This window comes from Leeuwenhoekiella sp. A16 (genome assembly GCF_047946675.1).
Lineage (GTDB): Bacteria > Bacteroidota > Bacteroidia > Flavobacteriales > Flavobacteriaceae > Leeuwenhoekiella.
Genome location: NZ_CP172313.1, coordinates 1573959 through 1597034, shown reverse-complemented (window position 1 = coordinate 1597034; position 23076 = coordinate 1573959). Strand labels below are relative to the sequence as shown.

At 36.6% G+C, this 23076-nt stretch carries 24 protein-coding genes; 20 read left to right on the top strand and 4 right to left on the bottom strand.

Annotated elements, in window-relative coordinates; translation table 11 throughout:
* Positions 1 to 52: 52 nt before the first annotated feature.
* A complete protein-coding gene (locus tag ACH3O9_RS06825) occupies positions 53 to 1045 on the top strand; it encodes a hypothetical protein (protein ID WP_416445599.1) in 993 nt (330 codons plus the stop codon).
* Positions 1017 to 2315, top strand: coding sequence for an O-antigen ligase family protein (locus tag ACH3O9_RS06820; protein ID WP_416445597.1), 1299 nt, complete (start codon positions 1017 to 1019; stop codon positions 2313 to 2315). Before ACH3O9_RS06825 ends, ACH3O9_RS06820 begins: the two co-directional genes overlap by 29 nt.
* Here the strand turns inward: ACH3O9_RS06820 and ACH3O9_RS06815 are convergent.
* The gene (locus tag ACH3O9_RS06815; RefSeq protein WP_416445595.1) at positions 2239 to 3360 is read right to left on the bottom strand and encodes a glycosyltransferase; all 1122 of its coding nucleotides are present in this window, start codon (positions 3358 to 3360) and stop codon (positions 2239 to 2241) included. The two genes, ACH3O9_RS06820 and ACH3O9_RS06815, sit on opposite strands and share 77 nt — an antisense overlap.
* Positions 3361 to 3724: 364 nt before the next feature.
* Here ACH3O9_RS06815 and ACH3O9_RS06810 point away from each other — a divergent pair, with 364 nt between their 5' ends.
* From ACH3O9_RS06810 to ACH3O9_RS06800, 3 genes are read left to right on the top strand one after another with little or no spacing between them, the layout of a single operon-like run.
* Complete coding sequence (locus ACH3O9_RS06810; RefSeq protein ID WP_416445593.1) at positions 3725 to 4714, top strand: UDP-glucuronic acid decarboxylase family protein; 990 nt, start codon at positions 3725 to 3727, stop codon at positions 4712 to 4714.
* Positions 4715 to 6064 (top strand): exopolysaccharide biosynthesis polyprenyl glycosylphosphotransferase, encoded by a 1350-nt coding sequence (locus ACH3O9_RS06805; protein ID WP_416445591.1) that lies wholly within the window; start codon positions 4715 to 4717, stop codon positions 6062 to 6064.
* A 1-nt stretch (position 6065) separates the two neighbouring features.
* Complete coding sequence (locus ACH3O9_RS06800; protein ID WP_416445589.1) at positions 6066 to 6845, top strand: glycosyltransferase family 2 protein; 780 nt, start codon at positions 6066 to 6068, stop codon at positions 6843 to 6845.
* Here ACH3O9_RS06800 and ACH3O9_RS06795 read toward each other — a convergent pair.
* A complete protein-coding gene (locus ACH3O9_RS06795) occupies positions 6823 to 8130 on the bottom strand; it encodes a phenylacetate--CoA ligase family protein (protein WP_416445587.1) in 1308 nt (435 codons plus the stop codon). The two genes, ACH3O9_RS06800 and ACH3O9_RS06795, sit on opposite strands and share 23 nt — an antisense overlap.
* Positions 8131 to 8195: 65 nt before the next feature.
* On the opposite strand from ACH3O9_RS06795, the gene purD reads away from it, so the two are divergent.
* Positions 8196 to 9467 carry a phosphoribosylamine--glycine ligase gene (gene purD / locus ACH3O9_RS06790; protein ID WP_416445585.1) on the top strand — a complete coding sequence of 424 codons (1272 nt, stop codon included), beginning with the start codon at positions 8196 to 8198 and terminating at the stop codon, positions 9465 to 9467.
* An 11-nt stretch (positions 9468 to 9478) separates the two neighbouring features.
* Here the strand turns inward: purD and ACH3O9_RS06785 are convergent, their stop codons facing one another.
* Positions 9479 to 9685: a DUF6341 family protein gene (locus tag ACH3O9_RS06785; RefSeq protein WP_416445583.1), complete on the bottom strand. Its 207-nt coding sequence runs from the start codon at positions 9683 to 9685 to the stop codon at positions 9479 to 9481.
* A 76-nt stretch (positions 9686 to 9761) separates the two neighbouring features.
* On the opposite strand from ACH3O9_RS06785, the gene ACH3O9_RS06780 reads away from it, so the two are divergent.
* The 4 genes from ACH3O9_RS06780 to ACH3O9_RS06765 all read left to right on the top strand — a co-directional run bounded on the left by ACH3O9_RS06780 (position 9762) and on the right by ACH3O9_RS06765 (position 13388).
* A complete protein-coding gene (locus ACH3O9_RS06780) occupies positions 9762 to 10691 on the top strand; it encodes a DUF6427 family protein (RefSeq protein ID WP_416445581.1) in 930 nt (309 codons plus the stop codon).
* 95 nt (positions 10692 to 10786) lie between these two features.
* A complete protein-coding gene (locus ACH3O9_RS06775; protein ID WP_416445579.1) occupies positions 10787 to 11395 on the top strand; it encodes a DUF4254 domain-containing protein in 609 nt (202 codons plus the stop codon).
* Positions 11382 to 12431, top strand: coding sequence for a glycosyltransferase family 9 protein (locus tag ACH3O9_RS06770; RefSeq protein WP_416445577.1), 1050 nt, complete (start codon positions 11382 to 11384; stop codon positions 12429 to 12431). The genes ACH3O9_RS06775 and ACH3O9_RS06770 overlap by 14 nt, the downstream gene beginning before the upstream one ends.
* Before the next feature lie 3 nt (positions 12432 to 12434).
* Positions 12435 to 13388, top strand: a complete 954-nt coding sequence (locus ACH3O9_RS06765; RefSeq protein ID WP_416445575.1) for an NAD(P)H-dependent flavin oxidoreductase — start codon at positions 12435 to 12437, stop codon at positions 13386 to 13388.
* A gap of 48 nt (positions 13389 to 13436) precedes the next feature.
* On the opposite strand, the gene ACH3O9_RS06760 is transcribed toward ACH3O9_RS06765, so the two are convergent.
* Positions 13437 to 14486 (bottom strand): 2Fe-2S iron-sulfur cluster-binding protein, encoded by a 1050-nt coding sequence (locus ACH3O9_RS06760; RefSeq protein WP_416445573.1) that lies wholly within the window; start codon positions 14484 to 14486, stop codon positions 13437 to 13439.
* A 114-nt stretch (positions 14487 to 14600) separates the two neighbouring features.
* Between ACH3O9_RS06760 and ACH3O9_RS06755 the strand changes: the two genes are divergently transcribed.
* From ACH3O9_RS06755 to atpH, 10 genes are all read left to right on the top strand, one after another.
* Positions 14601 to 16070, top strand: a complete 1470-nt coding sequence (locus tag ACH3O9_RS06755; protein ID WP_416445571.1) for a DUF5687 family protein — start codon at positions 14601 to 14603, stop codon at positions 16068 to 16070.
* A gap of 4 nt (positions 16071 to 16074) precedes the next feature.
* Positions 16075 to 16785 (top strand): ABC transporter ATP-binding protein, encoded by a 711-nt coding sequence (locus tag ACH3O9_RS06750; protein ID WP_416445569.1) that lies wholly within the window; start codon positions 16075 to 16077, stop codon positions 16783 to 16785.
* Between the two features lie 121 nt (positions 16786 to 16906).
* Complete coding sequence (locus ACH3O9_RS06745; RefSeq protein WP_416445567.1) at positions 16907 to 19432, top strand: tetratricopeptide repeat protein; 2526 nt, start codon at positions 16907 to 16909, stop codon at positions 19430 to 19432.
* A 9-nt stretch (positions 19433 to 19441) separates the two neighbouring features.
* Entirely contained in the window at positions 19442 to 19843 is a 402-nt protein-coding gene (locus ACH3O9_RS06740) for a bactofilin family protein (RefSeq protein WP_416445565.1), read from the top strand.
* Positions 19812 to 20036, top strand: a complete 225-nt coding sequence (locus tag ACH3O9_RS06735; RefSeq protein ID WP_416445563.1) for an AtpZ/AtpI family protein — start codon at positions 19812 to 19814, stop codon at positions 20034 to 20036. The genes ACH3O9_RS06740 and ACH3O9_RS06735 overlap by 32 nt, the downstream gene beginning before the upstream one ends.
* A gap of 13 nt (positions 20037 to 20049) precedes the next feature.
* The gene (locus ACH3O9_RS06730; RefSeq protein WP_416445561.1) at positions 20050 to 20442 is read left to right on the top strand and encodes a DUF6168 family protein; all 393 of its coding nucleotides are present in this window, start codon (positions 20050 to 20052) and stop codon (positions 20440 to 20442) included.
* Positions 20443 to 20548: 106 nt separating this feature from the next.
* Entirely contained in the window at positions 20549 to 21667 is a 1119-nt protein-coding gene (gene atpB / locus ACH3O9_RS06725) for a F0F1 ATP synthase subunit A (protein WP_416445559.1), read from the top strand.
* Positions 21668 to 21705: 38 nt separating this feature from the next.
* Positions 21706 to 21903 carry an ATP synthase F0 subunit C gene (gene atpE, locus ACH3O9_RS06720; RefSeq protein WP_416445557.1) on the top strand — a complete coding sequence of 66 codons (198 nt, stop codon included), beginning with the start codon at positions 21706 to 21708 and terminating at the stop codon, positions 21901 to 21903.
* Between the two features lie 82 nt (positions 21904 to 21985).
* Positions 21986 to 22486, top strand: a complete 501-nt coding sequence (locus ACH3O9_RS06715) for a F0F1 ATP synthase subunit B (protein ID WP_416445555.1) — start codon at positions 21986 to 21988, stop codon at positions 22484 to 22486.
* A gap of 11 nt (positions 22487 to 22497) precedes the next feature.
* Positions 22498 to 23037, top strand: coding sequence for an ATP synthase F1 subunit delta (atpH, locus tag ACH3O9_RS06710; protein ID WP_416445553.1), 540 nt, complete (start codon positions 22498 to 22500; stop codon positions 23035 to 23037).
* Positions 23038 to 23076: the final 39 nt, after the last annotated feature.

The following is a 23076-nucleotide window of genomic DNA, read 5'->3' as shown; positions in this document are numbered from 1 at the left end:
AAAATACTTCATCTTTTTACTTTTATCGATTCTTATCGTTATCACAGGTATTTTGTCTTATTTTTTCCTTCCTGAGCGGTTTTTTTATGACGCATTAACGATTACTCAGGATTTTTATAACGAGAGAGGCTGGTGGGGCAGTTACCCGCTTACCATGTCTTTTTACGAGTATACCCTGCTGGGCAAATTGCCTTTTCCTATTGTTGCGCTCATACAACTGCCTCTACTTTTGTGCATCATTTATAAATTGGGCATTCCCGATACTTTTGCAAGACCTACTTTAAAAAACAGTCTCGTATATATTTCCTTATTACTGCTGGCATTCTTTATCTCGATGCCATCAAAAGAATTTATTACATTTTGTTATCTGGCCTTAATACCCTTTCTGTTTAAGAATAAAAAATTCAGCCTTCCTAAAACAGTTTTATTATCGTTTTTCATATTTGTTGTCTTCGGGTTATGGTTCAGAATTTACTTTGTTTTTATACCTATTCTTGCACTGGCAATGCACTTGTTAAGCTACATTAGGATCAAGAATAAAATAGCATTGAACATAACAGGCGCTTTGCTGGTCGCCGTCTTTCTGTCGCTTTCTTATGGACTGGTAAAAGGCCAATTTTTAACCGAAAGCACGCGCGAAGAACTTAACCTCTTTCGGTCTCAAAGTGAAGATGCAAACTCAATGATTACATCGCCGGTACCTGCGACAACCTGGTACGGTGAGGTGGTAAGTATTTTTTACGGTTTCTTTACGGTGAACTTCCCATTAAATGGATTAAGGCATATTTTTAAACCGCAAATTATTGCTTTTATTCTCTGGCAATTGCTGCTTTTTGGCTTTTTGCTATACTATTTTAAGCTTTGTATTTCAAGAAAAAGGGAATACAAATATGAGATATGGATGTTCTATTTTGTGTTTGCATATTTTATAATTCAGGGCATTTTTGAACCAGATCTTGGTTCTGCCGTGCGCCATAAAATGGGCTACTTTCCTTTAATTTACTTTGCTTTGTACTATGATCATTTCAAAAGAAGCATACAGTAGTATTTATACCGCATTTGTAATTTTAATTGGTTGTCTTTTAATTTTTAGACTTCCCGCTACTTACAGTTTGTGGCTTTTTGTTCTGTTTAATATTGCTAATTATAAACACTTAAATTATAATAGAACAAAATGGATTTTCATAGTAATTATAGCTTCACCATTTCTGCTTGATCTGCTTTTTTTATGGAATAACAATTCGCTGGCAGAAGGCATTAAACATGCCGAAAAAAGAACAGCTTTGCTTCTTTTCCCCATTCTCATAATTGGTCAGGATATACGATTAAATTTAAAAAAGATTCTTCGGTATTACAGTATAATTACGACTGCCATTATGGTGGTGGTTTTCATACGATTTGTGCTTGTGTATCCAGATCTCTTTTATAAATATCTGGCGGGCAAAGATCTTTGGGAAATGGGGTATAAATTTGGTGACAGCATGGGTATGCATGCCCCCGCACTTAATATGCATATTGCATTTGTAACGGTTACCAACTTTTATTTCTTTATAAAGAGCTTTGAAGCGAAAAAGAAATTTGTAGGGATCGTGGCTAATCTCGTAATCCTTCTACTATCTATTTTTATTCTGCTTTATATAAATACCAGATTGGCAATCGTAAACGCATTTATCGGGTTTTTAATTGTTATTTTATACCGAAGCAGACAGCGATTTTCACCTAGAAAAACCGGATTTTTACTCCTTACAGGCATATTTTTAAGTGCTGTGATGTTTTTTGCTTTTAGTACGATGGACCCTCATATTATTGATAAATATTCTGGGGTCACATTTGCACATATAGACAAAATTGGGCGGCTGGATGAGGTAGAAAATCCGGAGGCTACAATTTTTAATAGCTTAGTTACACGCCTCAGTATATGGAAAGCGGCAGGTGAAGTTGCTGTTAACAATTTACCGCTGGGTGCAGGAGCAGGAGACGGCAAACATGAATTAAATGATTATTATACAGCGACCAATCAAAAATTTCTGGCTAAGTATGAATTCCCTGTTCATAACCAGTTGCTCGATTTCTTACTAAAATTCGGAATTTTAGGAGCGCTCGTATTCCTGATTTTTATAGTATTTATCGCGTTTTTAGGGCTAAAAACGGAAGAATCGCTTATACTATTCTTTTTCTGGCTGTTTTTCACCTCAAATATGATGGATGATTTTTTAATCAGATTTGATGGGATAACCTTTAGTGCACTTTGGATAAGTTTGTTTGCACATCATTATTTATGTACTCTTCCCAATAAAGATCGATCAATTGTTTAAAATTCTTTCTACTGTCAAACAACTCTTCACAACGCGCTAGAGAATTTTTACCAAATACCTCCCGCGTTCTTTGATCTTGTAAGTAGAAAAGGTAATTGTCAAATTCATAAATGGTATTAAAGAGGTAACCCGTTTCACCATGCTTCACAATATCTTTATTGCCAATTATGTTAGTAGCCAGAATTGGTTTCTCAAGAGCCATAGCCTCAAGAAGCGCAATGGGCAAACCCTCCCAGGAAGAGGTTTGCAGGTAAATATCTATAGAATTTAATTTTCTAAGCGCTTTTTTCTGGTCTGTGTACCAGCCAGTAATTGTAATGTTAGGTGCTGTAAGTTTATCATGCAATTCGCCATCACCTATCCACATAAAATTTATTTCGGGATGTCGCAGTGCGAGCACATTAAAAAGCTCAGGATTACGAGCGTATGTAATTCTTCCTAAAATACCAATGGTTAGTGGCCTTTGCTCATTTTCAGTTTTAACTGTTCTTATTTTTGAAAGATTCACACTGTTTCGCACAAGCGTAACGGGTCCTATTCTTTCAGAATAAGTGAGCTCTGTATCACCGCAGGCAATAGTTTTACCGCCAAAGAATTTTTGAGTGAGTTTTTCTATACAGAAGAAAAAGAACTTTTTGATTACCGAAATGTCCTTGCGCAAAAAGGAATAACCATGCGGAGTATAATATAATTGAGCATCTGACCCCGAAAAGTAATAAGCGGCTCTACCTAAAACACCCGCTTTTGAAGAATGAAGATGAATCACATCTGGTTTAATTTCTTCTAATACCTTTTTAATTTTTAAATATGCTTTGTAATCTGCACTGGCAGAAAGTTCCCTTTTCATAGGGATCTTGATAAGATTTATATTCTTATTAAAATCTACATAGATCTGCTGAGGATCTATTTCTTTGCGTTTATCGCTAAAAATAATAGTCGTTTCTACATTCTCGAGATCTCCAAAACTGTGTGTGAGTTCTACGAAATAACTATAAATACCACCACCTAAGGCTTCAATTATGTGCACAACCTTAAGAGCTTTCATATTCTGAAAATGTCACTGTTACCCATATAGGTTAGTATATAAATCATTTAAAAAATAATGCTTTGAGAGCATAATTTACATCGCAGAGGGTGATGAAAAGGAGTTAATAATATACAAAACTTTATTAAAAGGGAATGTTTTTTAAATATAAATCTAGTCGTTATAATACGTACATAAATTATTTATTCATGTGATTTATTTTTGAAGTACAAAGTACCATAAAAAAAAATTCAATTAAAGAATGATCCTGAGATAATCTGAGGTTTTGAGAACATTATCGAATAAATGAGGTTCTTAAAGAATAATTTAGAATTTTTGATTTGGAAATCAATATATTTCCTTTCTGAAATAGTGAGTTTAATTTATGACGGAAAGAATACTTATTACAGGAGCAGCCGGATTTTTAGGTTCACATTTGTGTGACAGATTTATAAATGAGGGTTTTGAAGTGCTGGCGATGGATAATCTTATAACCGGTGATATTTCAAATATTGATCATCTCTTTAAAGAAGAACGATTTACTTTTTACAACCATGATGTTTCAAATTTTGTTCACGTTCCCGGCCGTTTAGATTACATCTTACATTTTGCCTCTCCTGCCAGTCCTATAGATTATTTAAAAATTCCTATTCAAACATTAAAAGTGGGTTCATTAGGAACGCATAACCTATTGGGTCTCGCAAAAGATAAGAATGCCAGAATCTTAATTGCTTCAACCTCTGAAATTTATGGTGATCCTCTTGAGCATCCTCAAAATGAGGAATACTTTGGTAATGTAAATTGCATTGGCCCGCGTGGAGTTTATGATGAGGCTAAGCGTTTTCAGGAGTCGATTACAATGGCCTATCACCGTTTTCACAAATTAGAAACACGTATTGCACGTATTTTTAATACATACGGCCCAAGAATGCGATTAAATGATGGGCGAGTAATTCCGGCTTTTATGGGGCAGGCGCTAAGGGGAGAAGATCTTACAGTTTTTGGCGACGGGTTGCAAACTCGTTCTTTTTGTTATGTAGATGATCAGATTGAGGGTATATATAAGCTGCTTTTTAGTAATTATACAGATCCCGTAAACATTGGTAATCCTGAAGAAATAACCATTCTTGATTTTGCTAAAGAAATTGTTGATTTAACAGGTACAGATCAAAAGATCATTCATAAAGAATTACCTGTTGATGACCCTAAAAAGAGAAGACCAGACATTACTGTTGCGAGAAAAGAACTAGGCTGGGAACCTAAAACAGATCGCACAACAGGTATGAAAAGAACATTTGATTATTTCAAAAGTTTGAGCCAGGAACAGCTTTTTAAAAGGGAGCATAAAGATTTTAGTAAACATATTAGAAATTAGATGGGAGTTAGAACAAAGAGGGCATCGGTTTATATAAGACCCGCATTGTATGTGCTTGACCTGGCACTTATTATTTTATTAGCAGAATACTTTTTTCTAAAACCATCACTGCTTCTGCCTTTTTCTATCTATATAATCTCAGGATGGCTCATAACAACCTTATTAACTGAGTTTTACGAGGTTTACAGATTCACTTCTCTCCTTAATATTCTTAACCTGCTGTTCAAGCAATTTGTGGTGTTTGCGTTAATGATTTTTGCCTTTTTTGGTTTAGCAAATCAACAGCGTGATCTATCAAGTGTAGTTGAGTATATACTTTTAGGTTTTCTTGCGATATCAATTCTTAAGGTGGGATTGTTCAATCTCTTAAAAAAGTATAGAACCACACTAGGTGGAAACCTAAAGCGGGTTGTTGTGCTTGGCGAAAACTCTAAAACATTGAGGTTAGCAGAATTTTTTACTAAAAACCCAGCTTACGGTTATGAGTTAGTTAAAGTATTCGATTTTAAGAATAAGGAAATTGGCGTAAAGGAGGTTATAGATTTTGTTGTAGAAAATAATGTAGACGAACTCTATTGTTCAATCTCAGAAGTAAAGAATAAGCAGATCGCTAAGATTGTAGATTTTGCAGATAACAATTTAAAAATAGTCAAGTTTTTACCTGATAATAGAGAGATTTTTACCAAAAAACTGGAGTATCAGTATTACGGCATTACACCTATACTTTCCTTAAGAACGATGCCTATAGAAACACCTTTAAATCAATTTTTAAAGAGATCTCTTGATTTGGCAGTTTCCTCAATCGTTATAGTTCTCATTTTGTCGTGGTTAACTCCTCTTGTGGCCTTAATTATCCAAATTGAATCACGCGGGCCGGTATTTTTTAAGCAGAAGCGAAATGGGTTAGGAAGTAACGTTTTTCATTGCTATAAATTCAGGTCGATGCACAGCAATGAGAAAGCCCATTCTGAGCAGGTGAAGGTAGGCGACGGTCGCATAACAAAACTGGGTAACTTTCTACGTAAAACCAGTTTAGATGAATTGCCACAGTTTTTCAATGTTTTTTTAGGAGATATGTCTGTTGTAGGACCACGACCTCATATGTTAAGCCACACCCACAGATATGCGGCAAGCATTGATAAATTTATGGTTAGACATTTTGTAAAACCAGGAATTACAGGTTTAGCCCAGGTAAGTGGTTACAGAGGAGAGATAAGAACAGATGATGACATTAAGAACAGGGTGCGTTTTGATATTTTTTATCTTGAAAACTGGTCAATCCTAATGGATTTGCGTATTATCGTAAAGACTGTACTTAACACAGTTCAGGGAGATAAAAACGCTTACTAAAATGTCTAAACCATTGGTTTCTGTGATTACACCGTTATACAATGGGGCTACATTCTTAAAGGACGCAGTTCAATCTGTGCTGGCGCAATCTTATGAAAACTGGGAGCTTATTATAATAGACGATGCATCAACCGATGAAAGTTATCTGGTAGCTCAGGCTCTTGCAGAATCTGATAATAGAATAACAGTTAAAAAGCTGAGCGAGAACTTAGGCGCAGGAAACGCAAGAAATCAAGGTTTGGCTGTAGCCAAAGGAGACTATATTGCTTTTTTAGATGCAGATGATATTTGGAAATTCTCAAAGTTAGAGAAGCAAATTAAATTCATGAAAGAGCACGATGCACTCATTTGCTATAGTGATTATGACTTCATTGCTGAAGATGGTACATCTTTACACAGGAAAATAGAAGCTCTGCCTAAAATTGATTTTACTAAACTCTTAAAGGCAAACTACATTGGCAATCTAACGGCAATTTATAATGCTTCAGTTTTAGGGAAAGAATATTTCTCAGATTTGCGAGTACGTCAGGATTGGGGTATGTGGTTGAAGCTTATTCAAAAAGCAGGTTACGCTTATGGCATCTCAGAAAGTTTAGCGACCTACAGGGTGAGAAAAGGGTCTATTTCTGCCAATAAATGGAACATGCTTAAATATAATTTTAAGGTCTATAATGAAGTTTTAAACTTCTCCTTTCTAAAAAGCACCATTCTTTTAGCTCAGTTTTTATGGGAACAAAAAACAGTAAAAAATAAACAGATCAAGTATTTACGTGCGAAGTAAACTGTTTTAGTTTTCCGCTTTTAGAACGGGCAATAACATCTTTCCTAATTAAGAGTACGTCAAGGTTGGGTTCTAAATATGCTGCAAGTTCTTCTTTTAATTTTTTGACCAAATTTTGATCCATTTCAAAATTACTTACATACTCAATTAAGAATGCATTCGTGTGGGTTTGTGTGATTACAAATTCTTTCACAGAAGAGTCATTATCGATAATTTTCTTTGTCACGTAATAAAATGCAAGTCCGGGAACCACTTTTCCACTTGGTAAAACTGCGAAATCACTTTTTCGCCCTGTGAGCTTTTTAAGAATCATTTTTTTAGCAGAACTTTCCTGAGAAAGTATTCCTAAATCGCCTATATCATAACGTATAATAGGATGTGCTTTGTTGTAAAGAGAAGTGATCACAACACGACCTTCGGTTTCTGCGGGCACGATTTTATTGTTATCATCTAAAATTTCCACATATAACAGCTTGCTGTCAATTTGTAATTTACCATCATTATTTTCAAAAGCGATGAGTCCGGTTTCTGAAGCGCCATATTCATTACGCAGCGGAACACCCAACTGCTTTTCAACGATTATTCTGTCTTCGGTAAATAACATTTCGCTGGTTACAATGCAAAGTTTTAAAGAGGGACAGTTTTCTTTTAGAACGATGTTTTTTTGAGCCAGAAACTTCGCAAACAAAACAATACTACTTGTGTACCCATAAATGTAAGTGAACTTCTTCTTCTTAAAAATCGCTAAAAAAGCAGTCATTTTCGCCTCGCTGAGGTCAAAAATCGGCAGTCTGTATCGCCCGCTTATTAAGTCTTTAAATCGTTCTTTATATCTGCTATTTCCGCCAGTTGCAAGACCGTAAAATCTGGCTTGATAATCATGAGATAAATCAATCTCAGCTTTCGCGTAAGCAGAATAAAAGGAAGCCCACGACAGGGCATGACTCCATTTGTCTTTAGCAAATACAAAAGGATGACCGGCGGAGCCCGATGTTTTTCCTACATAAACATTTTTAGAAGTAAAATCTGTTGAAAGTCTGTCTCTTAAGGGCTGCTGCAGATTAGCTTTGGTTAGAACAGGTAAATTCTCCCACTCACTATTTCCTGCAGCCAGTTTTTTGTAAAACGGCGTATTATTGAGGTGATATTTTACTATTTCTGCCCGATTTTCATGCAAATATGCCCGATATTTTGAGTCAGGAATAGCCTGTATCTGCTCTATTTTTTTTCGCGCAGCGTCAATATTAAAACCCGATAATCGCAGTGAGAGATCAAATAAATTCAAGGAGTAAAAATTAGTAGGTCAATTTACAAACATTTATTTTTGGCATTCAATTAAACACATTTAAAATGAATATTCTTGTATTGGGATCTGGTGGTCGTGAACATACTTTTGCCTATAAAATTGCGCAGAGCTCACATTGTGATAAACTCTTTGTAGCACCTGGTAATGCGGGCACGGCACAAATCGCGATTAACAAGAATATCGCTGTAACAGATTTTGATGCTATAAAGGCTCTTGTACTAGAAGAAAATATAGAAATGGTTATTGTGGGTCCTGAAGACCCATTAGTAAACGGGATCTATGATTTTTTTCTGCATGATGCAGCGTTAAAAGAAGTGAATGTCATTGGCCCGTCTAAGCGTGGTGCTTTACTTGAAGGCAGCAAGGAGCGCGCAAAAGAGTTTATGGCACTTTACAATATTCCCACAGCGGCATATGAAAGTTTTAAAAGCGTAAGCCTTGAGGCCGGAAAGCAATTTTTAGAAACCCTTAAACCGCCGTACGTACTTAAAGCAGATGGTCTGGCTGCGGGAAAAGGAGTTGTGATCTTAAATGATCTTGATGCGGCAAAAGCAGAGCTTGAAGATATGCTTACCAATAAAAAATTTGGTGCCGCTAGTGAAACAGTGGTAATAGAAGAATTTTTAGACGGTATTGAGCTTAGCGTTTTTGTACTTACAGATGGTGAGAATTATATCACTTTGCCTACGGCGAAAGATTATAAGCGTATAGGTGAAGGAGACGCTGGTTTGAATACGGGCGGTATGGGAGCGATTTCTCCGGTTCCTTTTGCAGATGAAGCATTGATGGAAAAAATCGAAGAAAGAATCGTAAAACCTACCATAAACGGCCTAAAAACGGAAGAGATCGATTACAAAGGCTTTGTTTTTATTGGCCTCATAAAAGTGGGAGACGATCCATATGTTATAGAATATAATGTGCGTATGGGCGATCCCGAGACCGAAGTAGTTTTGCCGCGAATAAAAAATGATCTGGTAGAAGTCTTTACTAAAGTAGGAGAGAAGAAACTCAACGAAGTTAAACTTGAGCTTGATCCTCGTTCTGCAGCTACTGTGATGTTGGTTTCAGGTGGTTATCCTGAGGCTTACGAAAAAGGAATTGAGTTAACAGGAGCAGAAAATATAGAAGACTCACTTGTATTTCATGCAGGAACCACTCTGGAAGAAAATAGAATTCTTACTTCAGGCGGAAGAGTAATGGCTATAACATCTTTACATGAAGACTTTAAAGAGGCGTTGAAACTGTCTTATAAGAATATAGAAAAAGTCCATTTTGATAAAATGAACTTTAGAAAAGATATAGGTTTTGACTTATAAAAAAGATGATTCTAGACGCGCTCGTCTTTCTCATCATACTTTTTAAGTTCATTCATCCAGTAAATGAAAGCCGCACAACCTATTAGAATAAAAATGATGTTGATGCCATTTGCAGCCCACCAGCTTTTTAGCTCTAAAGCACGCAAAGCGTCAAGAGGAGCAAAGGCTACATTCACAAAAAAATCTTCTATAACTTCATAAACAGCTTTAAAACTCATAATCGTGTACTTTTACAATTGGTTGTTGCAGCGCATATTTTTATGCTAAAGCAATGCAAAAATAGAAAAAACCTTCATGCTTACAAGCTTTTTTGGCACTTCAAAACCTATTAATTTTATAGCTGTCGTATTTCTGGCAGTATCTTTTTTTCTTTGGATAAATTTAGAGCATGTAGGTTTAAATATGTCTGGCTATAAAGTGCTCGCTCAGGTAAGTCTGCTGCTTATATATATTTTCACTATCGGCGTAATAAATTTTGTTGTAAAACGAAATACACTCACTAAACAAAATACATACATCCTTTTTATTTTTGTGTGTTTTACATTCTCATTTCCAGCAAGTTTTGATCATTATTCTGTAATTGTGTCTGGTTTATTTCTCATGCTCGCACTAAGGCGCATTATTAGCCTGCGCTCACAACTCGAGGTGAAAAAGAAAATTTTTGACGCCGCATTCTGGATTGCTATTGCTTCAATTTTTTATTTCTGGAGTATTCTGTTTCTGGTCGTTCTGTATGTTGGGATTCTTTTTCATGGTACAACTACGTATAAAAATTGGCTCATTCCGCTTCTTTCTATCTTAATTGTGATGCTTTTTTGTTGTACGTATGCGATTTATAATGGCGGAGTAGTTTATTTCGCGAAAGCATACTTTGATAAACCCACACTAGATTTTACAGCTTACAGCAAGCCACGATTACTTGTACCTTTGTCAATTGTTGCGACATTCTATATCTGGTGTTTAATTAAGTACATAGCTTTAATTTCATCAACTTCTCAAAAGCATAAATCGTCGTATATATTAATTATCGCCAGCAGTGTTGTGACTTTGCTAATTGCAGTGGTTTTTGCACCTATTCATGATGGCAGTGAGGTTTATTTTTTTCTGGGACCCATGGCAATAATTACCGCACGATATATCGAGAAAAGCGAGGGTTTTTGGTTTAAAGAAATGATATTATTAATGACTTTAGCTTTACCTCCCTTTTTAATTTTGTTCACTTAGACTAACCTTTGGCTTAAGTGAGTGTTAACGCACTATTACAAAATGTGATACCTTTGCCCTCAATTATTATTTTAGAAGACTTTAAATAAAGTACCATGATTTCTCATACGGCTAACAGAATATTTCAGGAAGTTATAGAACATTATCATTTAGAAAATGATGTAGATCAGGAATTTAGTAATAAATATGATTCAGAAATAGATTTTTTTGAGCATCTCCTGTTTAAAAAGTGCTGGATAGATACTGTACAGTGGCATTATGAAGATATCATTCGTGACCCTGCAATTGACCCTGTTGCGGCTTTAAAGCTGAAGAGACAAATTGATGCATCTAATCAAGAGCGTACAGACATGGTAGAATATATAGACAGCTACTTTCTTGAGCAATATAATGATGTAGAGCCTAAAGATGAGGCTACGATTAATACAGAAAGTCCTGCCTGGGCAATAGATCGTTTGTCTATTCTTGCATTAAAGATATTTCACATGCGAGAGGAGGCTGAAAGAGAAGATGCATCTGCAGCTCACAGAGAAGCTTGTCAGCGAAAATTAGATATTCTGCTTGAGCAGCGACTAGATCTTTCTACAGCGATAGACACGTTGATCACAGATATCAAAAACGGGAAGAAATACATGAAAGTCTATAAGCAGATGAAAATGTACAATGATGATGAGCTAAACCCGGTTCTGCGTGGGCAGAAATAGCAGACATAGTGAATCAATAGTTGTAATACGTCTTTCTGCCTTAGGAGATGTGGCGATGACCGTCCCGGTTTTGATCGCTTTAAGAGAGAAATATCCTTCTCTGGAGGTAACGATTCTTTCTAATAGCAGATATGCCCCTTTTTTCAGCAATATTTCTAATATAAACTTTCACGCTGCAAAGGTAAAAGACAAGCACAAAGGTCTTTTTGGGTTATTTGAATTATACCGGGAGATCGACGCTTATAAATATAGTGCTATGGCAGATTTACATAATGTCATACGATCTCAAATTATAGATTTATTAGCCAGTGTTGCAGGAAGAAAAATCGTGCGTATAGATAAAGGTCGACAAGAAAAGAAAGCCCTAACAAGTGAACAGCTGGAAAAACTACCACAGCTAAAAAGCACACATGAGCGGTACGCTGATGTATTTACTCGTTTAGGTTATGACTTTAATTTATTTCCCACGCATGTATTATCTAAACAGCAAATACCTGCCCAAATTAGGCAAAAACTAGGCCCGGAGCCTAAAAAGTGGATTGGCATAGCGCCTTTTGCAGCCCATGAAGGTAAGATGTACCCTCTTGACCTTATGGAAGAGGTTGTAAAAGATTTATCTGCTAACGAAAAATATAAGGTTATCCTTTTTGGGGGCGGGAAGAAGGAGGTTGAGGTTCTTAATAATTTAGCTTCAAAGTATCGCAGAGTAGTTAATCTAGCCGGTCAATGCAGTTTTGAAGATGAACTAAGTGTAATTTCAAATCTTGACCTGATGCTTTCTATGGATAGCGGCAATGGTCATCTTGCTGCTATGTATGGCATTCCTGTGGTTACTTTATGGGGAGTTACGCATCCCGCGTTAGGTTTTAAACCATTTATGCAACCCGATGAAAATCAATTGCTCTCAGATCGTGTTCAATTTCCGCTTATTCCTACTTCAGTTTATGGCAACAAAGTGCCAGAGGGTTATGAAGAGGTTATGCGTACTATTTCGCCACAGCGAGTAATTAAAAGAATTAATGAAATACTTGCCTAAAACATGTCAAAATCGGTCAATTTAACTGAAATATTAGGAATAAAATATCCTATTATTATTGCTCCCATGTTTCTCGTTTCTAACGTGGCAATGGTAAAAGCCGCTATGAAAGAAGGAATAGCCGCATGTATTCCTGCGCTTAATTACAGAACCCTTGACGAACTAAAAAACGCAATAAAAGAACTAAAAACTGCAAAAACTAATAATGGCGCTTTTGGCATAAATCTTATTGTAAATAAATCTAACTTAAAGTTTCCTGCACAATTAGAGGCATGCTGTGAGTTGGGTGTAGATTTTATTATAACATCTCTGGGCAATCCTAAAACAGTAATAGAAAAAGCTCATGAAAAGGGCATAAAAGTATTTTGTGATGTCGTAAATCTGGAGCACGCGCAAAAAGTAGAAGCTTTGGGTTGTGATGCGCTGGTAGCTGTTAATAATATCGCGGGTGGTCACAGAGGTGATATAGATCCTCAGGAGTTGATCGCCTTACTTACAACTAATTGCAATATTCCGGTTATATCTGCAGGTGGAGTAGGCAGCAAAGAAGAACTAGATAAAATGCTCGCGTATGGCGCTGTGGGGGTAAGTATAGGAAGCCCGTTTATTGCTTCAGAAGAAGCTGGTGTTTCACAGGAGTATAAACAGGCTTGTGTGAACTATGGTCAAAACGACATTGTCATGACCGAAAAAATTTCAGGAACACCTTGTAGCGTTATAAATACACCGTACGTTCAGGAAATAGGAACAAAACAAACCTGGATAGAGCGACTTCTAAACCGCAACAGATGGTTAAAGAAATACGTGAAAATGTTGCGCTTTTTAAAAGGAACAAATATGGTTACTAAAGCGGCTAAAGAAGCGACCTACAAGACCGTTTGGGTTGCAGGCCCATCTATTGAGCACACGTATAAAATTGAGCCGGTAGCCGCAATAATTAAACGGTTTACCAACTAATCATATTAAAACCTGTCCTTTTTTTCCTAACGGTGATAAGGTTAAATTCTAAACCTCATCATAATCTACCACAATGGTAGGGCTCGTGGGTTGAGCCTGGCAAGTTAAGACAAGACCTTCTGCTACTTCGCTATCTGTCAATATTTGATTTTTACGCATAACGGCGGTGCCTTCTTTTATTCTGGCAATACAACTGCTGCAAATACCGCCCTGGCAAGAATGCGGCGCATCAATATCGCGATCTAAAGCTGCATCAAGAATTACCTGAGATTGAGGCATGTCAAAATCAAATTCTTCGTCGTCTACAATTATTTTAATTTTAGTATTTCCATCACCAGATACCTGAACGACACCCTCATCTTTTGAAGAGAAAAGTTCAAACAGTATTTTGTCTTCTGCTACTCCGTTCTCAGTAAGAACTTCTTTAACCTCGGTGATCATAGCTTCTGGACCACACAGAAAATAGCGATCAAAATCGTGCTCCTTAAATTTATTCTTAACCACATAATTTACGGTTGAGCGTGCAATTCTTCCAAAATGGCTATTTTCTTCCTGAGTGCGACTGTAAACAAATTCGATAAAAAGGCGGTCAGCGTACTGCAATTGAAGTTTTAACAACTCTGTATGAAAAATGGTTTCCTCAATAGATTTATTGCCATAAACTAATAAAAACCTGCTTTTAGGCTCTTCCTCAAGAACTGTTTTAATTATAGATAAAACAGGAGTTATACCGCTACCCGCAACAAAAGCTGCATAATCATTTTGATTTTCAGCATTAGGCTCAAGAATGAATTTTCCTTCGGGAGGATGTACCTCTAAAGAAGCACCCACAGCCAGTTTATTATTTGCTAAAACTGAAAATGTACCACCGCTCACTTCTTTAACGGCAACTTTTAAAATTTCGCTGCCCGGCGAAGAACAAAGAGAATATGCTCTGCGCACTTCTTTACCATCTATGGTAGTTTTTAAAGTAAGATATTGCCCAGCGATAAATTTATACTCAGCTTTTAAATCTGAAGGCACGCCAAATGTAATACTCACTGCGCTAGGGGTCTCGCGCGTTATATCTTGTATTGTAAGAGAATGGAAATCGCTCATTTAAAGAAAAATTTTTGCAAAAATACAAAGCATCACAGCTTTTAACGTAACATTTTTATATTTTTCATACTCATATTAAGTAGCGAATATCAAAAAAATCTTTAACCCATAACTATGTTTAAACATTTTATTAACCTCGAATGGAAAAGCTTTTTTAGATCTGCTTCTTTTAAGGCAAATCTGGTCTTAAAAATTTTCATGGTTCTGGGGGCGCTTTACTTTATAGCCTTATTTACTGGCGCGGGAATTATGCTTTATTTTGGTCTTGAAGACCACGGCTTTGATCCTCTGGTTACAGTAAACAAATACCTGATCTATTATCTGGTTGCAGATATTGTGATACGCTACTTCTTTCAGAAGATGCCTGTTATAAACATTAAGCCACTTTTGTTACTTCCTTTTAAGAAAGGTAAGATCGTTAACTATGCTTTTGGGAAAACAGCTATCTCTTATTTTAATATTGTTCATGCATTTTTCTTCATCCCGTTTTCAATAGTTTTACTCAAAGAGGGTTATAGCATTAGCGGAGTAATAACCTGGCATCTGGGGATCATGTTTTTGATCTATATTAATAATTTCATCAATATCTTTCTCAATGACAGGACTGTCTATATTGTAGCATTTGCAGGCATAGCAATTTTGCTGGGGCTTGCACAGTACTACGAGTATTTTGATATTACTACTTATACTTTACCGTTCTTTCAGGCGCTTTATGATATTGCCTGGATGTGTGTTGTTCCGCTTGTGGTACTTTTAGTTATAATTAAGATTGCATACGATTATTTTTACCACATATTATATCTCGACGCAGGTCTTTCTGCTAAACAAACTACCGCGAGTACAGAGAATTTAGACTGGCTTGACAGATTTGGAAAAATCTCAACATTTCTAAAAAACGATATTAAGCTTATTAAGCGAAACAAAAGATCTCGCACAACGGTTTTAATAAGTTTCTTGTTCTTATTCTATGGCTTGTTGTTTTTCTCTGGAGGCATAGAAAGCTATAATAATCCCGTGATGCGCATATTTGGGGGAATTTTTGTCTCCGGCGGATTTTTATTCACTTTTGGTCAATTTGTGCCCAGTTGGGACAGTTCTTATTACCCATTAATGATGAGCCAGAATATTCGGTATAAAGAATATCTTACCTCAAAATGGTGGCTTGTGGTTATTGCGACGGTAATATCTACCATTCTTGCATCTTTCTATCTGTATTTTGGCTGGGAAGCTTACGCTGCTATTTTAGTAGGTGCGATTTACAATATTGGTGTAAATTCTCATCTTGTACTTCTGGGTGGTGCTTACATAAAAACTCCCATAGACCTTACCAGCGCTAAAAAAGCTTTTGGCAACTCGCAGGCATTTAATTTAAAGACAATGCTAATTAGCGTACCTAAATTATTGTTGCCGCTACTTCTTTATGCGCTTGGGCATTATACCTTAGGACCTATAGCAGGTTTTGCTCTTGTGGCGATTGCGGGGGTTGTAGGTTTTGCTTTTAGAAATATGGTATTTAGAAAAATAGAATCTATTTATAAAGCAGAGAAGTACAAAACACTATCTGCATACAAACAAAATAATTAGAATTATGATCACAGTTCACGGGTTGTCAAAAAAATATAGTGGTGTAACCGTTTTAGATATTGAAGAGCTTGATATTCCTAAAGGCCAGGCTTTTGGTCTGGTGGGAAATAACGGCGCAGGAAAAACGACTCTTTTTAGCTGTTTGCTTGATCTAATTCAACCTACGACAGGATATATTGAGAATGGCGGAGTTAAAGTAAATGAAAGTGAAGCGTGGAAAACCCATACGGCTTCATTTATTGATGAAACATTTTCAATAGGCTATCTCACTCCAGAAGAGTATTTCTATTTTATAGGCGAACTTCGTGGTCAAAATAAGGCCGATGTAGACGGATTATTAGCCGGTTTTACCGACTTTTTTAATGACGAAATTCTAAACAAGAAAAAGTATTTGCGGGATCTCTCTAAGGGAAATCAGAAAAAAGTAGGTATCGTAGCTACTTTAATAGGCAATCCAGAAGTTATTGTGCTAGATGAGCCATTTGCAAATCTTGATCCCACAACGCAAATACGCCTAAAAGGGATTATTAAAAAACTAGCAGCAGATTCTGATGTGACGGTTTTGGTTTCAAGTCATGACCTGCAACACGTGACAGAGGTTTGTAAGCGCATTGTAGTTCTTGAAAAAGGTAAAAAGGTAAAAGACATAATGACTTCAGAAGCTACCTTGAGTGAACTTGAGCAGTATTTTAGCAGAGAACAGGAAGTAATTTAAACAATCGCTATCGGGAGATTTTGAAAACCAAATGATAAGCATTCTTAAAAAGTAATGTATTTTTACCCGTTTTCATACTAAAACAGACACTTTTTAGTTGTTAGGTAATAATCATAAAGGTTTGCAAACACATATAAAAAAGCTACTTCCGGTACTGGCATTGTTCATTTTAATTACGGCATGTTCCCGTAAGAACAATACATTCATAAACCGAAATTTCCACGCTGTTACTGCAGAATACAACACGCTGTACAACGGTGAGGTCGCTTTTGAAGAAGGCCGTGATGCTTTAATAAATTCATACGACGATAACTTTTGGGAAATTCTTCCCGTAGAACGTATGGAATCTTTTGAAGAAATTACACTCCCCGGAGCTTCTAAAGATCCCAATTTTGAAAGGGCCGAAGAAAAGGCGATCAAAGCCATACAAAAACACAGTATGGAAATTAATGGCAAAGAGCACAACCCGCAAATGGATGAGGCTTTTATGCTTTTAGGGAAAGCCCGTTATTTTGACCAGCGATTTGTGCGCGCCTTAGAGGCATTTAATTACATCCTTGCCTATTATCCCGCAAGCAACAATATCGCTCAGGCGAAAGTTTGGAAAGCTAAAACCAACATAAGACTTGATAATGATGTTGTTGCTATAGAAAATCTCAAAGAGCTACTTGAAGAGGAAGAACTTGACAAGCAGGATTATGCAGATGCTTCTGCAATGCTTGCCCAGGCTTACATTAATCGCAAAAAGCTTGACAGCGCTGTAATTAGAATCTCAGAAGCGGCAAGTTTCACCCGAAAAAGTGAAGAAAAAGGCCGATTTTTATACCTAAAAGGCCAATTATTTGATGCTCTTGAGAAAAATGATAGTGCAAATCTAGCCTACGATGAGGTCATTGCTCTTAACAGAAAGTCACCACGCCGCTATATGATTAATGCGTATATAGCTAAAGCGAAAAATTTTGACTACGAGAATCAAGACCAAACTCTTTTTTTAGAAATGCTAAAAGACCTGGAAGCAAATAGAGAGAACAGGCCTTATCTTGACCGCATATACAATCAATTAGCTGAATATTATAGAAATATAGGAGAGGGAGATTCTGCCATAGCATATTACAACCGCTCTTTGCGCACAGCTACTCAGGATGAATATTTAACGTCTAAAAATTATCTTAGTCTGGGCGATTTTAACTTTAACAAAGCATCTTATCAATTGGCGGGTGCTTATTACGATAGTACGCTCACTTACCTAAATGATCGCAGCAGAGAACACAGGCGTATCTCAAAAAAGAGAGAGAACTTAAATGAAGTTATTCTATATGAAAGAACAGCTTTACAAAACGATAGTTTGCTTTCGCTTGTAGCGATGACAGATGATGAAAGACGCACTTATTTTCAGGATTATATCAATAAACTAATAGAGAAACGAAAAGAAGATTCTATTGCCGTCGCATCTGGAGCGATTAGAAATAATGAGTTTTTCGTGGCAACGACAACAGACCCACAAGGGTCTAAATTCTACTTTTACAATCCTACTGTAGTGGCTCAGGGTAAATTGCGTTTTGATGCAAGATGGGGCAACAGAGAACTTGCAGATAACTGGAGAATCTCAAGCAATAGGGCAGCTCTTGAAAGAAATACAGCAGGAGTAACAGATACAACAGCGGTGGCCGAAGAGTCGACCACTTATAATCTTGACAAATACATAGAAACGATACCTACAGATACTGCTGTGATTGACAGCATTACCAGAGACCGTAATTATGCTTATTATCAGCTGGGATTGATCTATAAAGAGAAATTTAGAGAGAATGACCTTGCCATAAATAGATTAGAAACCTTGCTGAAAAACGAACCAGAAGACAGGCTGGTGCTTCCTGCTAATTACTATTTATATCAGCTATACAAAGAGAATGGTGACACAGCTAATTCTGCTAAATTTAAAGACAATATTTTAACCAATTATGGCGACAGCAGGTATGCGGCGATAATTAATAATCCTGACACTGTTTTAAGTCGGGATGAGGAGAGTCCGGAAACTTTATATAATAACCTGTATAAGCTTTTTGAGCAGCAAAAGTATGACACGGTAATACAGCAGGCAGGTGTTTATGTAGATCGTTTTGCCGGAGATGAATTTGTGCCAAAATTTGAGCTTTTGAAAGCAACCGCTATAGGAAGGTATGAAGGATTTGAGTCTTTTGAAAAGGCGCTTAATTATGTTGCTCTTACTTACCCCAACGCAGAAGAAGGTAAAAAAGCTCTTAATATGCTAGAAACTGTTATCCCGCAAATACAAAGTAGCGACTTTAGAGATGAAATCAATGTGGTTAAATGGAAATTGATTTATACCTTTCCGTTAACAGAAAGTGAAGAGATCGCCAGTGCTGATGAAAAGATCAAAACCTTTTTAGAAGTGAATTTCTACAGGGATTACACGGCTTCTGTAGATGTTTATGATCCAGAACGCAAACTGCTGGTTGTGCATGGTTTCAATTCACAAGGAGCGGCTTTATCTTTTGCAGAGCGCTTAAAATCTGCCAAGGATTTGAAATGGAATTTTAATGCAGAAACAATAAGTTCAGAAAACTATAGAATTATACAAATACACAAGAATCTGGATGCATACTTAACCCGAGATTCTAATTAACAGCCAGTTATGAAACGAGACCGAAATCTTGAAACAGATCCTAACAACAAGCAAAACCGAATAAGCCAGGGAACAAAAATTGTAGGCAACATCACATCTGAAGGTGGTTTTAGAATTGATGGTATTATAGAAGGTGAGATCAACGCTTCTGGCAAGGTGGTTTTAGGCGCTGCCGGAAAGATAAAGGGAACATTAACCTGTAATGATGCAGATATAGAGGGAACTGTTGATGGTATTTTAAAAGTAAGTAACTTGCTTTCTCTTAAAAGTTCTGCGCATCTTGAGGGCGAAGTAACGACAGGCAAGCTTGCAGTAGAACCGGGTGCGAGGTTTAATGCATCTTGTGTTATGCAGGGAGCTGTAAAGGCATTAGATAAAAATGGAAGAAAAGAAACCGAAAAGTCCGCTTAAGAATTGGGCTGTTTTTACCGGGATTGCATTTCAGATGGGAGCTACAATTTTTGTCTGCGCATGGATAGGTTGTAAACTCGATGAAAAATATGGCGATCCTGAAGGTAAAAACTGGTTCACATTAGGGTTTGTTCTTTTTGGTGTGGCCGCTTCCTTATATCTGGTACTCAAACAGCTTAAGAAATTCAATTAGAAAATTAGATTACATGAATAAAATGTTAAGCCTCTTTTTAGTGGTTTTTGGCGCATTACTTTGCCTGTCATTTATAACTCACGCAGGACTACTAACAAACTTCTTTGATTCTCCCGTACCCCCTGAGATCCTGTTTTCATACAAATTTAATTTTGGGTTTACATTTATGTTTACGCTAACTATTATTTTTCTAAGCAAAAAAGTAGCAGATCAGTTGGGATATATATTTCTTGTTGGGAGTGGTTTAAAACTTGTTCTTTTTCTGATTTTGACCAAAATAAAGGGGTTTTCTGTTGATAAAAGTGTGTTTTTAGATTTCTTCATTCCCTATATAACCTGCCTTACAATCGAGTTATATATAGTGGCTAAAATTTTAAAGAATACAAAACCATCTGAAAACCAATAAATTGTTTTAGTTTTGCAGCCCATTATTTTTGTGCGTGTAAGGGTTTGTCAATTTAATTAAATGCTTACATTTGCACCGAAATTTAGAGACCGAAATTTTATACCGAATGCAGGCATCAAAAATTGCTAAGTTTTTAGTTTTAAGCGTATTGTTTACGCTCTCATTTTCTGTACAAGCACAGGAACACCACGAGGAAAAAGAAGGGTTCAAGAAAGGGGACCCTATTGACACTAAAGAGGAAATTAAAAAATACATAGACCATCACTTGCTGGATTCTTATGATTTTACCTTTTGGTCAGATTCTGAGACAGGCGAGCATATGAGCTTTCCTCTTCCTGTAATTCTTTTTGATAATGGGATGCACGTTTTCTCATCATCAAAATTTCATCATGGGGAAGAAGTGGCTGAGGTAGATGGAAACTATTACAAGATAGAGCACAATAAAATCTATAAGACAGATGCTGCCGGGACTATTACTCATGATGAGGAAGGTCACCCTACAAATGCGCGGCCTCTTGATTTTTCGCTTACAAAAAATGTTGTGATGATCTTCATCACTGCTATTTTTATGTTTTTCCTTTTCAAAGGTCTGGCAACTTCATATACTAAGAAGAAAATCCCAACAGGGTTAAACAGAGCTTTAGAGCCACTTGTGATATATGTGCGTGACGATATCGCGATTCCTAATATAGGTGAGAAGAAGTATAGAAAATATATGGGCTTCCTGCTTACGGTATTTTTCTTTATTTTCATTATTAACCTTTTGGGATTGACTCCTTTGGGTGTAAATGTGACTAATAGTATTTCTGTTACACTTTGTCTTGCATTGATCACCTTTTTTATCGTTCAGTTTAGTGGTAACAAAGATTACTGGAAACACGTTTTCTGGATGCCGGGAGTGCCTATCCCTATGAAAATAATCCTGATGCCTATAGAGGTTCTTGGTCTTTTTATTAAGCCATTTTCTTTGATGATACGACTGTATGCTAACATCACAGCTGGTCACGTTGTAATTATGAGTTTGCTTGGGTTGATATTTATCTTTAAAACCTGGGTTGCAGGACCTGCATTTTTTGGTTTTACATTATTTATTTCAGTTATAGAATTACTAGTAGCATTTCTTCAAGCGTATATATTTACCTTGTTGAGCGCTCTTTATATAGGTAGTGCGGTAGAAGAGCACGACCATCATGAAGGGGTTGATGATGAGATCCCAATCGTGTAAATTAAACATTAAACAATTTTAATTTTAAATAACTCAATATGGAAAGTTTAGATTTGAGCATGGTAGGTGCTGGTTTAATTGTTATCGGTGCAGGTATTGGTCTTGGTAAGATTGGTGGTTCTGCTATGGAAGCTATCGCGCGTCAGCCTGAAGCTACTGGTAAAATCCAGACTGCGATGATTATCATCGCTGCACTACTTGAAGGTGTTGCTTTTGCTGCTTTATTTGCTGCATAACAAACATTATAAAAACAGCCTCCCGTAACGGTTGGTTGCGGGAACTGTTTTTAATTTAAAATTAAAAGGATTATAATAAAACATGGAAAAGTTAATTAACGATTTCTCATACGGGTTGTTTTTCTGGCAGGCATTAGTGTTCTTAACACTTCTGTTCTTGTTGCGTAAATTTGCCTGGAAACCAGTACTTAATTCCTTGAATAGCCGGGAAGAGGGTATAAAAAATGCTTTAGAATCTGCAGAAAATGCAAAGAAGGAAATGGAAAACCTTCAGGCAGATAACAAAAAGCTTCTTCAGGAGGCTCGTGCAGAGCGTGAGTCTATGCTAAAAGATGCTCGCGCAATTAGAGAGCAAATGATTGCAGAGGCAGAAACTGATGCTAAGCTTAAAGCAAATAAAATGATCGCTCAGGCGCAGGAGGCTATTGAAGCTGAAAAACGTGCTGCGGTAGCAGATCTAAAGAATCAGGTTGCAGAGCTTTCTATTGAAATCGCAGAAAAAGTTGTAAAAAGCGAGCTTTCAGATAAAAGTAAGCAGTTACAGCTGGTTGATTCAATGTTACAAGACGCAACTCTTAACTAAAAAAGAAATTCATGTCTAAAAGAGCAGCATTACGATATGCAAAGGCGGTTCTAGATCAGGCTCGTGAAACGGGTAATACTGAAAAGGTTTATAATGACATGACTAAAATAGAAGCTACTATTTCATCAAATAAGGAGCTTCGCAATTTTCTGAATAGTCCTATTATAAAAAATGAGGATAAGCGTTCTGCTTTACGTCAGGTTTTTAGTGATTCTTCAGAGGCGACATTTAGTCTGATTGATATACTTATTAGCAATAATAGAGCTAGCATCTTAAATGATGTTGCTGTATCATTTTTGAGCTTATACAATGAAGCTAATGGTGTTGTGACTGCAGAAGTTACAACAGCTGTAGAAATGGATGCTGAACTTGAGCAGAAGATTTCAAATAAGGTAAAAAGTATTACCGGAAGCGATAAGGTAAATATAGCTCACATCATTGATGCAGACATTATAGGTGGTTTCATCTTAAAAGTGGGCGATGTGCAATATGATGCCAGTATCGCAAACAAGTTAGACAAAGTAAAAAAAGAATTTAGCAAACGTTTATAATTACAACTAGACCAGAGTTAATCCTTCGGTTTAAAAACT

What these genes read in the sequence shown, in the direction of transcription:
- ACH3O9_RS06800 (WP_416445589.1), top strand. Translation starts at nt 6,066, where the DNA reads ATGTCTAAACCATTGGTTTCTGTGATTACACCGTTATACAATGGGGCT.
- ACH3O9_RS06735 (WP_416445563.1), top strand. Translation starts at nt 19,812, where the DNA reads ATGGAAGAAAAGAAACCGAAAAGTCCGCTTAAGAATTGGGCTGTTTTT.
- ACH3O9_RS06775 (WP_416445579.1), top strand. Translation starts at nt 10,787, where the DNA reads ATGATTTCTCATACGGCTAACAGAATATTTCAGGAAGTTATAGAACAT.
- ACH3O9_RS06765 (WP_416445575.1), top strand. Translation starts at nt 12,435, where the DNA reads ATGTCAAAATCGGTCAATTTAACTGAAATATTAGGAATAAAATATCCT.
- ACH3O9_RS06820 (WP_416445597.1), top strand. Translation starts at nt 1,017, where the DNA reads ATGATCATTTCAAAAGAAGCATACAGTAGTATTTATACCGCATTTGTA.
- purD (WP_416445585.1), top strand. Translation starts at nt 8,196, where the DNA reads ATGAATATTCTTGTATTGGGATCTGGTGGTCGTGAACATACTTTTGCC.
- ACH3O9_RS06715 (WP_416445555.1), top strand. Translation starts at nt 21,986, where the DNA reads ATGGAAAAGTTAATTAACGATTTCTCATACGGGTTGTTTTTCTGGCAG.
- ACH3O9_RS06815 (WP_416445595.1), bottom strand. Translation starts at nt 3,360, where the DNA reads ATGAAAGCTCTTAAGGTTGTGCACATAATTGAAGCCTTAGGTGGTGGT.
- ACH3O9_RS06785 (WP_416445583.1), bottom strand. Translation starts at nt 9,685, where the DNA reads ATGAGTTTTAAAGCTGTTTATGAAGTTATAGAAGATTTTTTTGTGAAT.
- ACH3O9_RS06730 (WP_416445561.1), top strand. Translation starts at nt 20,050, where the DNA reads ATGAATAAAATGTTAAGCCTCTTTTTAGTGGTTTTTGGCGCATTACTT.
- ACH3O9_RS06760 (WP_416445573.1), bottom strand. Translation starts at nt 14,486, where the DNA reads ATGAGCGATTTCCATTCTCTTACAATACAAGATATAACGCGCGAGACC.
- ACH3O9_RS06805 (WP_416445591.1), top strand. Translation starts at nt 4,715, where the DNA reads ATGGGAGTTAGAACAAAGAGGGCATCGGTTTATATAAGACCCGCATTG.
- atpH (WP_416445553.1), top strand. Translation starts at nt 22,498, where the DNA reads ATGTCTAAAAGAGCAGCATTACGATATGCAAAGGCGGTTCTAGATCAG.
- ACH3O9_RS06750 (WP_416445569.1), top strand. Translation starts at nt 16,075, where the DNA reads ATGATCACAGTTCACGGGTTGTCAAAAAAATATAGTGGTGTAACCGTT.
- ACH3O9_RS06740 (WP_416445565.1), top strand. Translation starts at nt 19,442, where the DNA reads ATGAAACGAGACCGAAATCTTGAAACAGATCCTAACAACAAGCAAAAC.
- atpE (WP_416445557.1), top strand. Translation starts at nt 21,706, where the DNA reads ATGGAAAGTTTAGATTTGAGCATGGTAGGTGCTGGTTTAATTGTTATC.
- ACH3O9_RS06755 (WP_416445571.1), top strand. Translation starts at nt 14,601, where the DNA reads ATGTTTAAACATTTTATTAACCTCGAATGGAAAAGCTTTTTTAGATCT.
- ACH3O9_RS06780 (WP_416445581.1), top strand. Translation starts at nt 9,762, where the DNA reads ATGCTTACAAGCTTTTTTGGCACTTCAAAACCTATTAATTTTATAGCT.
- ACH3O9_RS06810 (WP_416445593.1), top strand. Translation starts at nt 3,725, where the DNA reads ATGACGGAAAGAATACTTATTACAGGAGCAGCCGGATTTTTAGGTTCA.
- atpB (WP_416445559.1), top strand. Translation starts at nt 20,549, where the DNA reads ATGCAGGCATCAAAAATTGCTAAGTTTTTAGTTTTAAGCGTATTGTTT.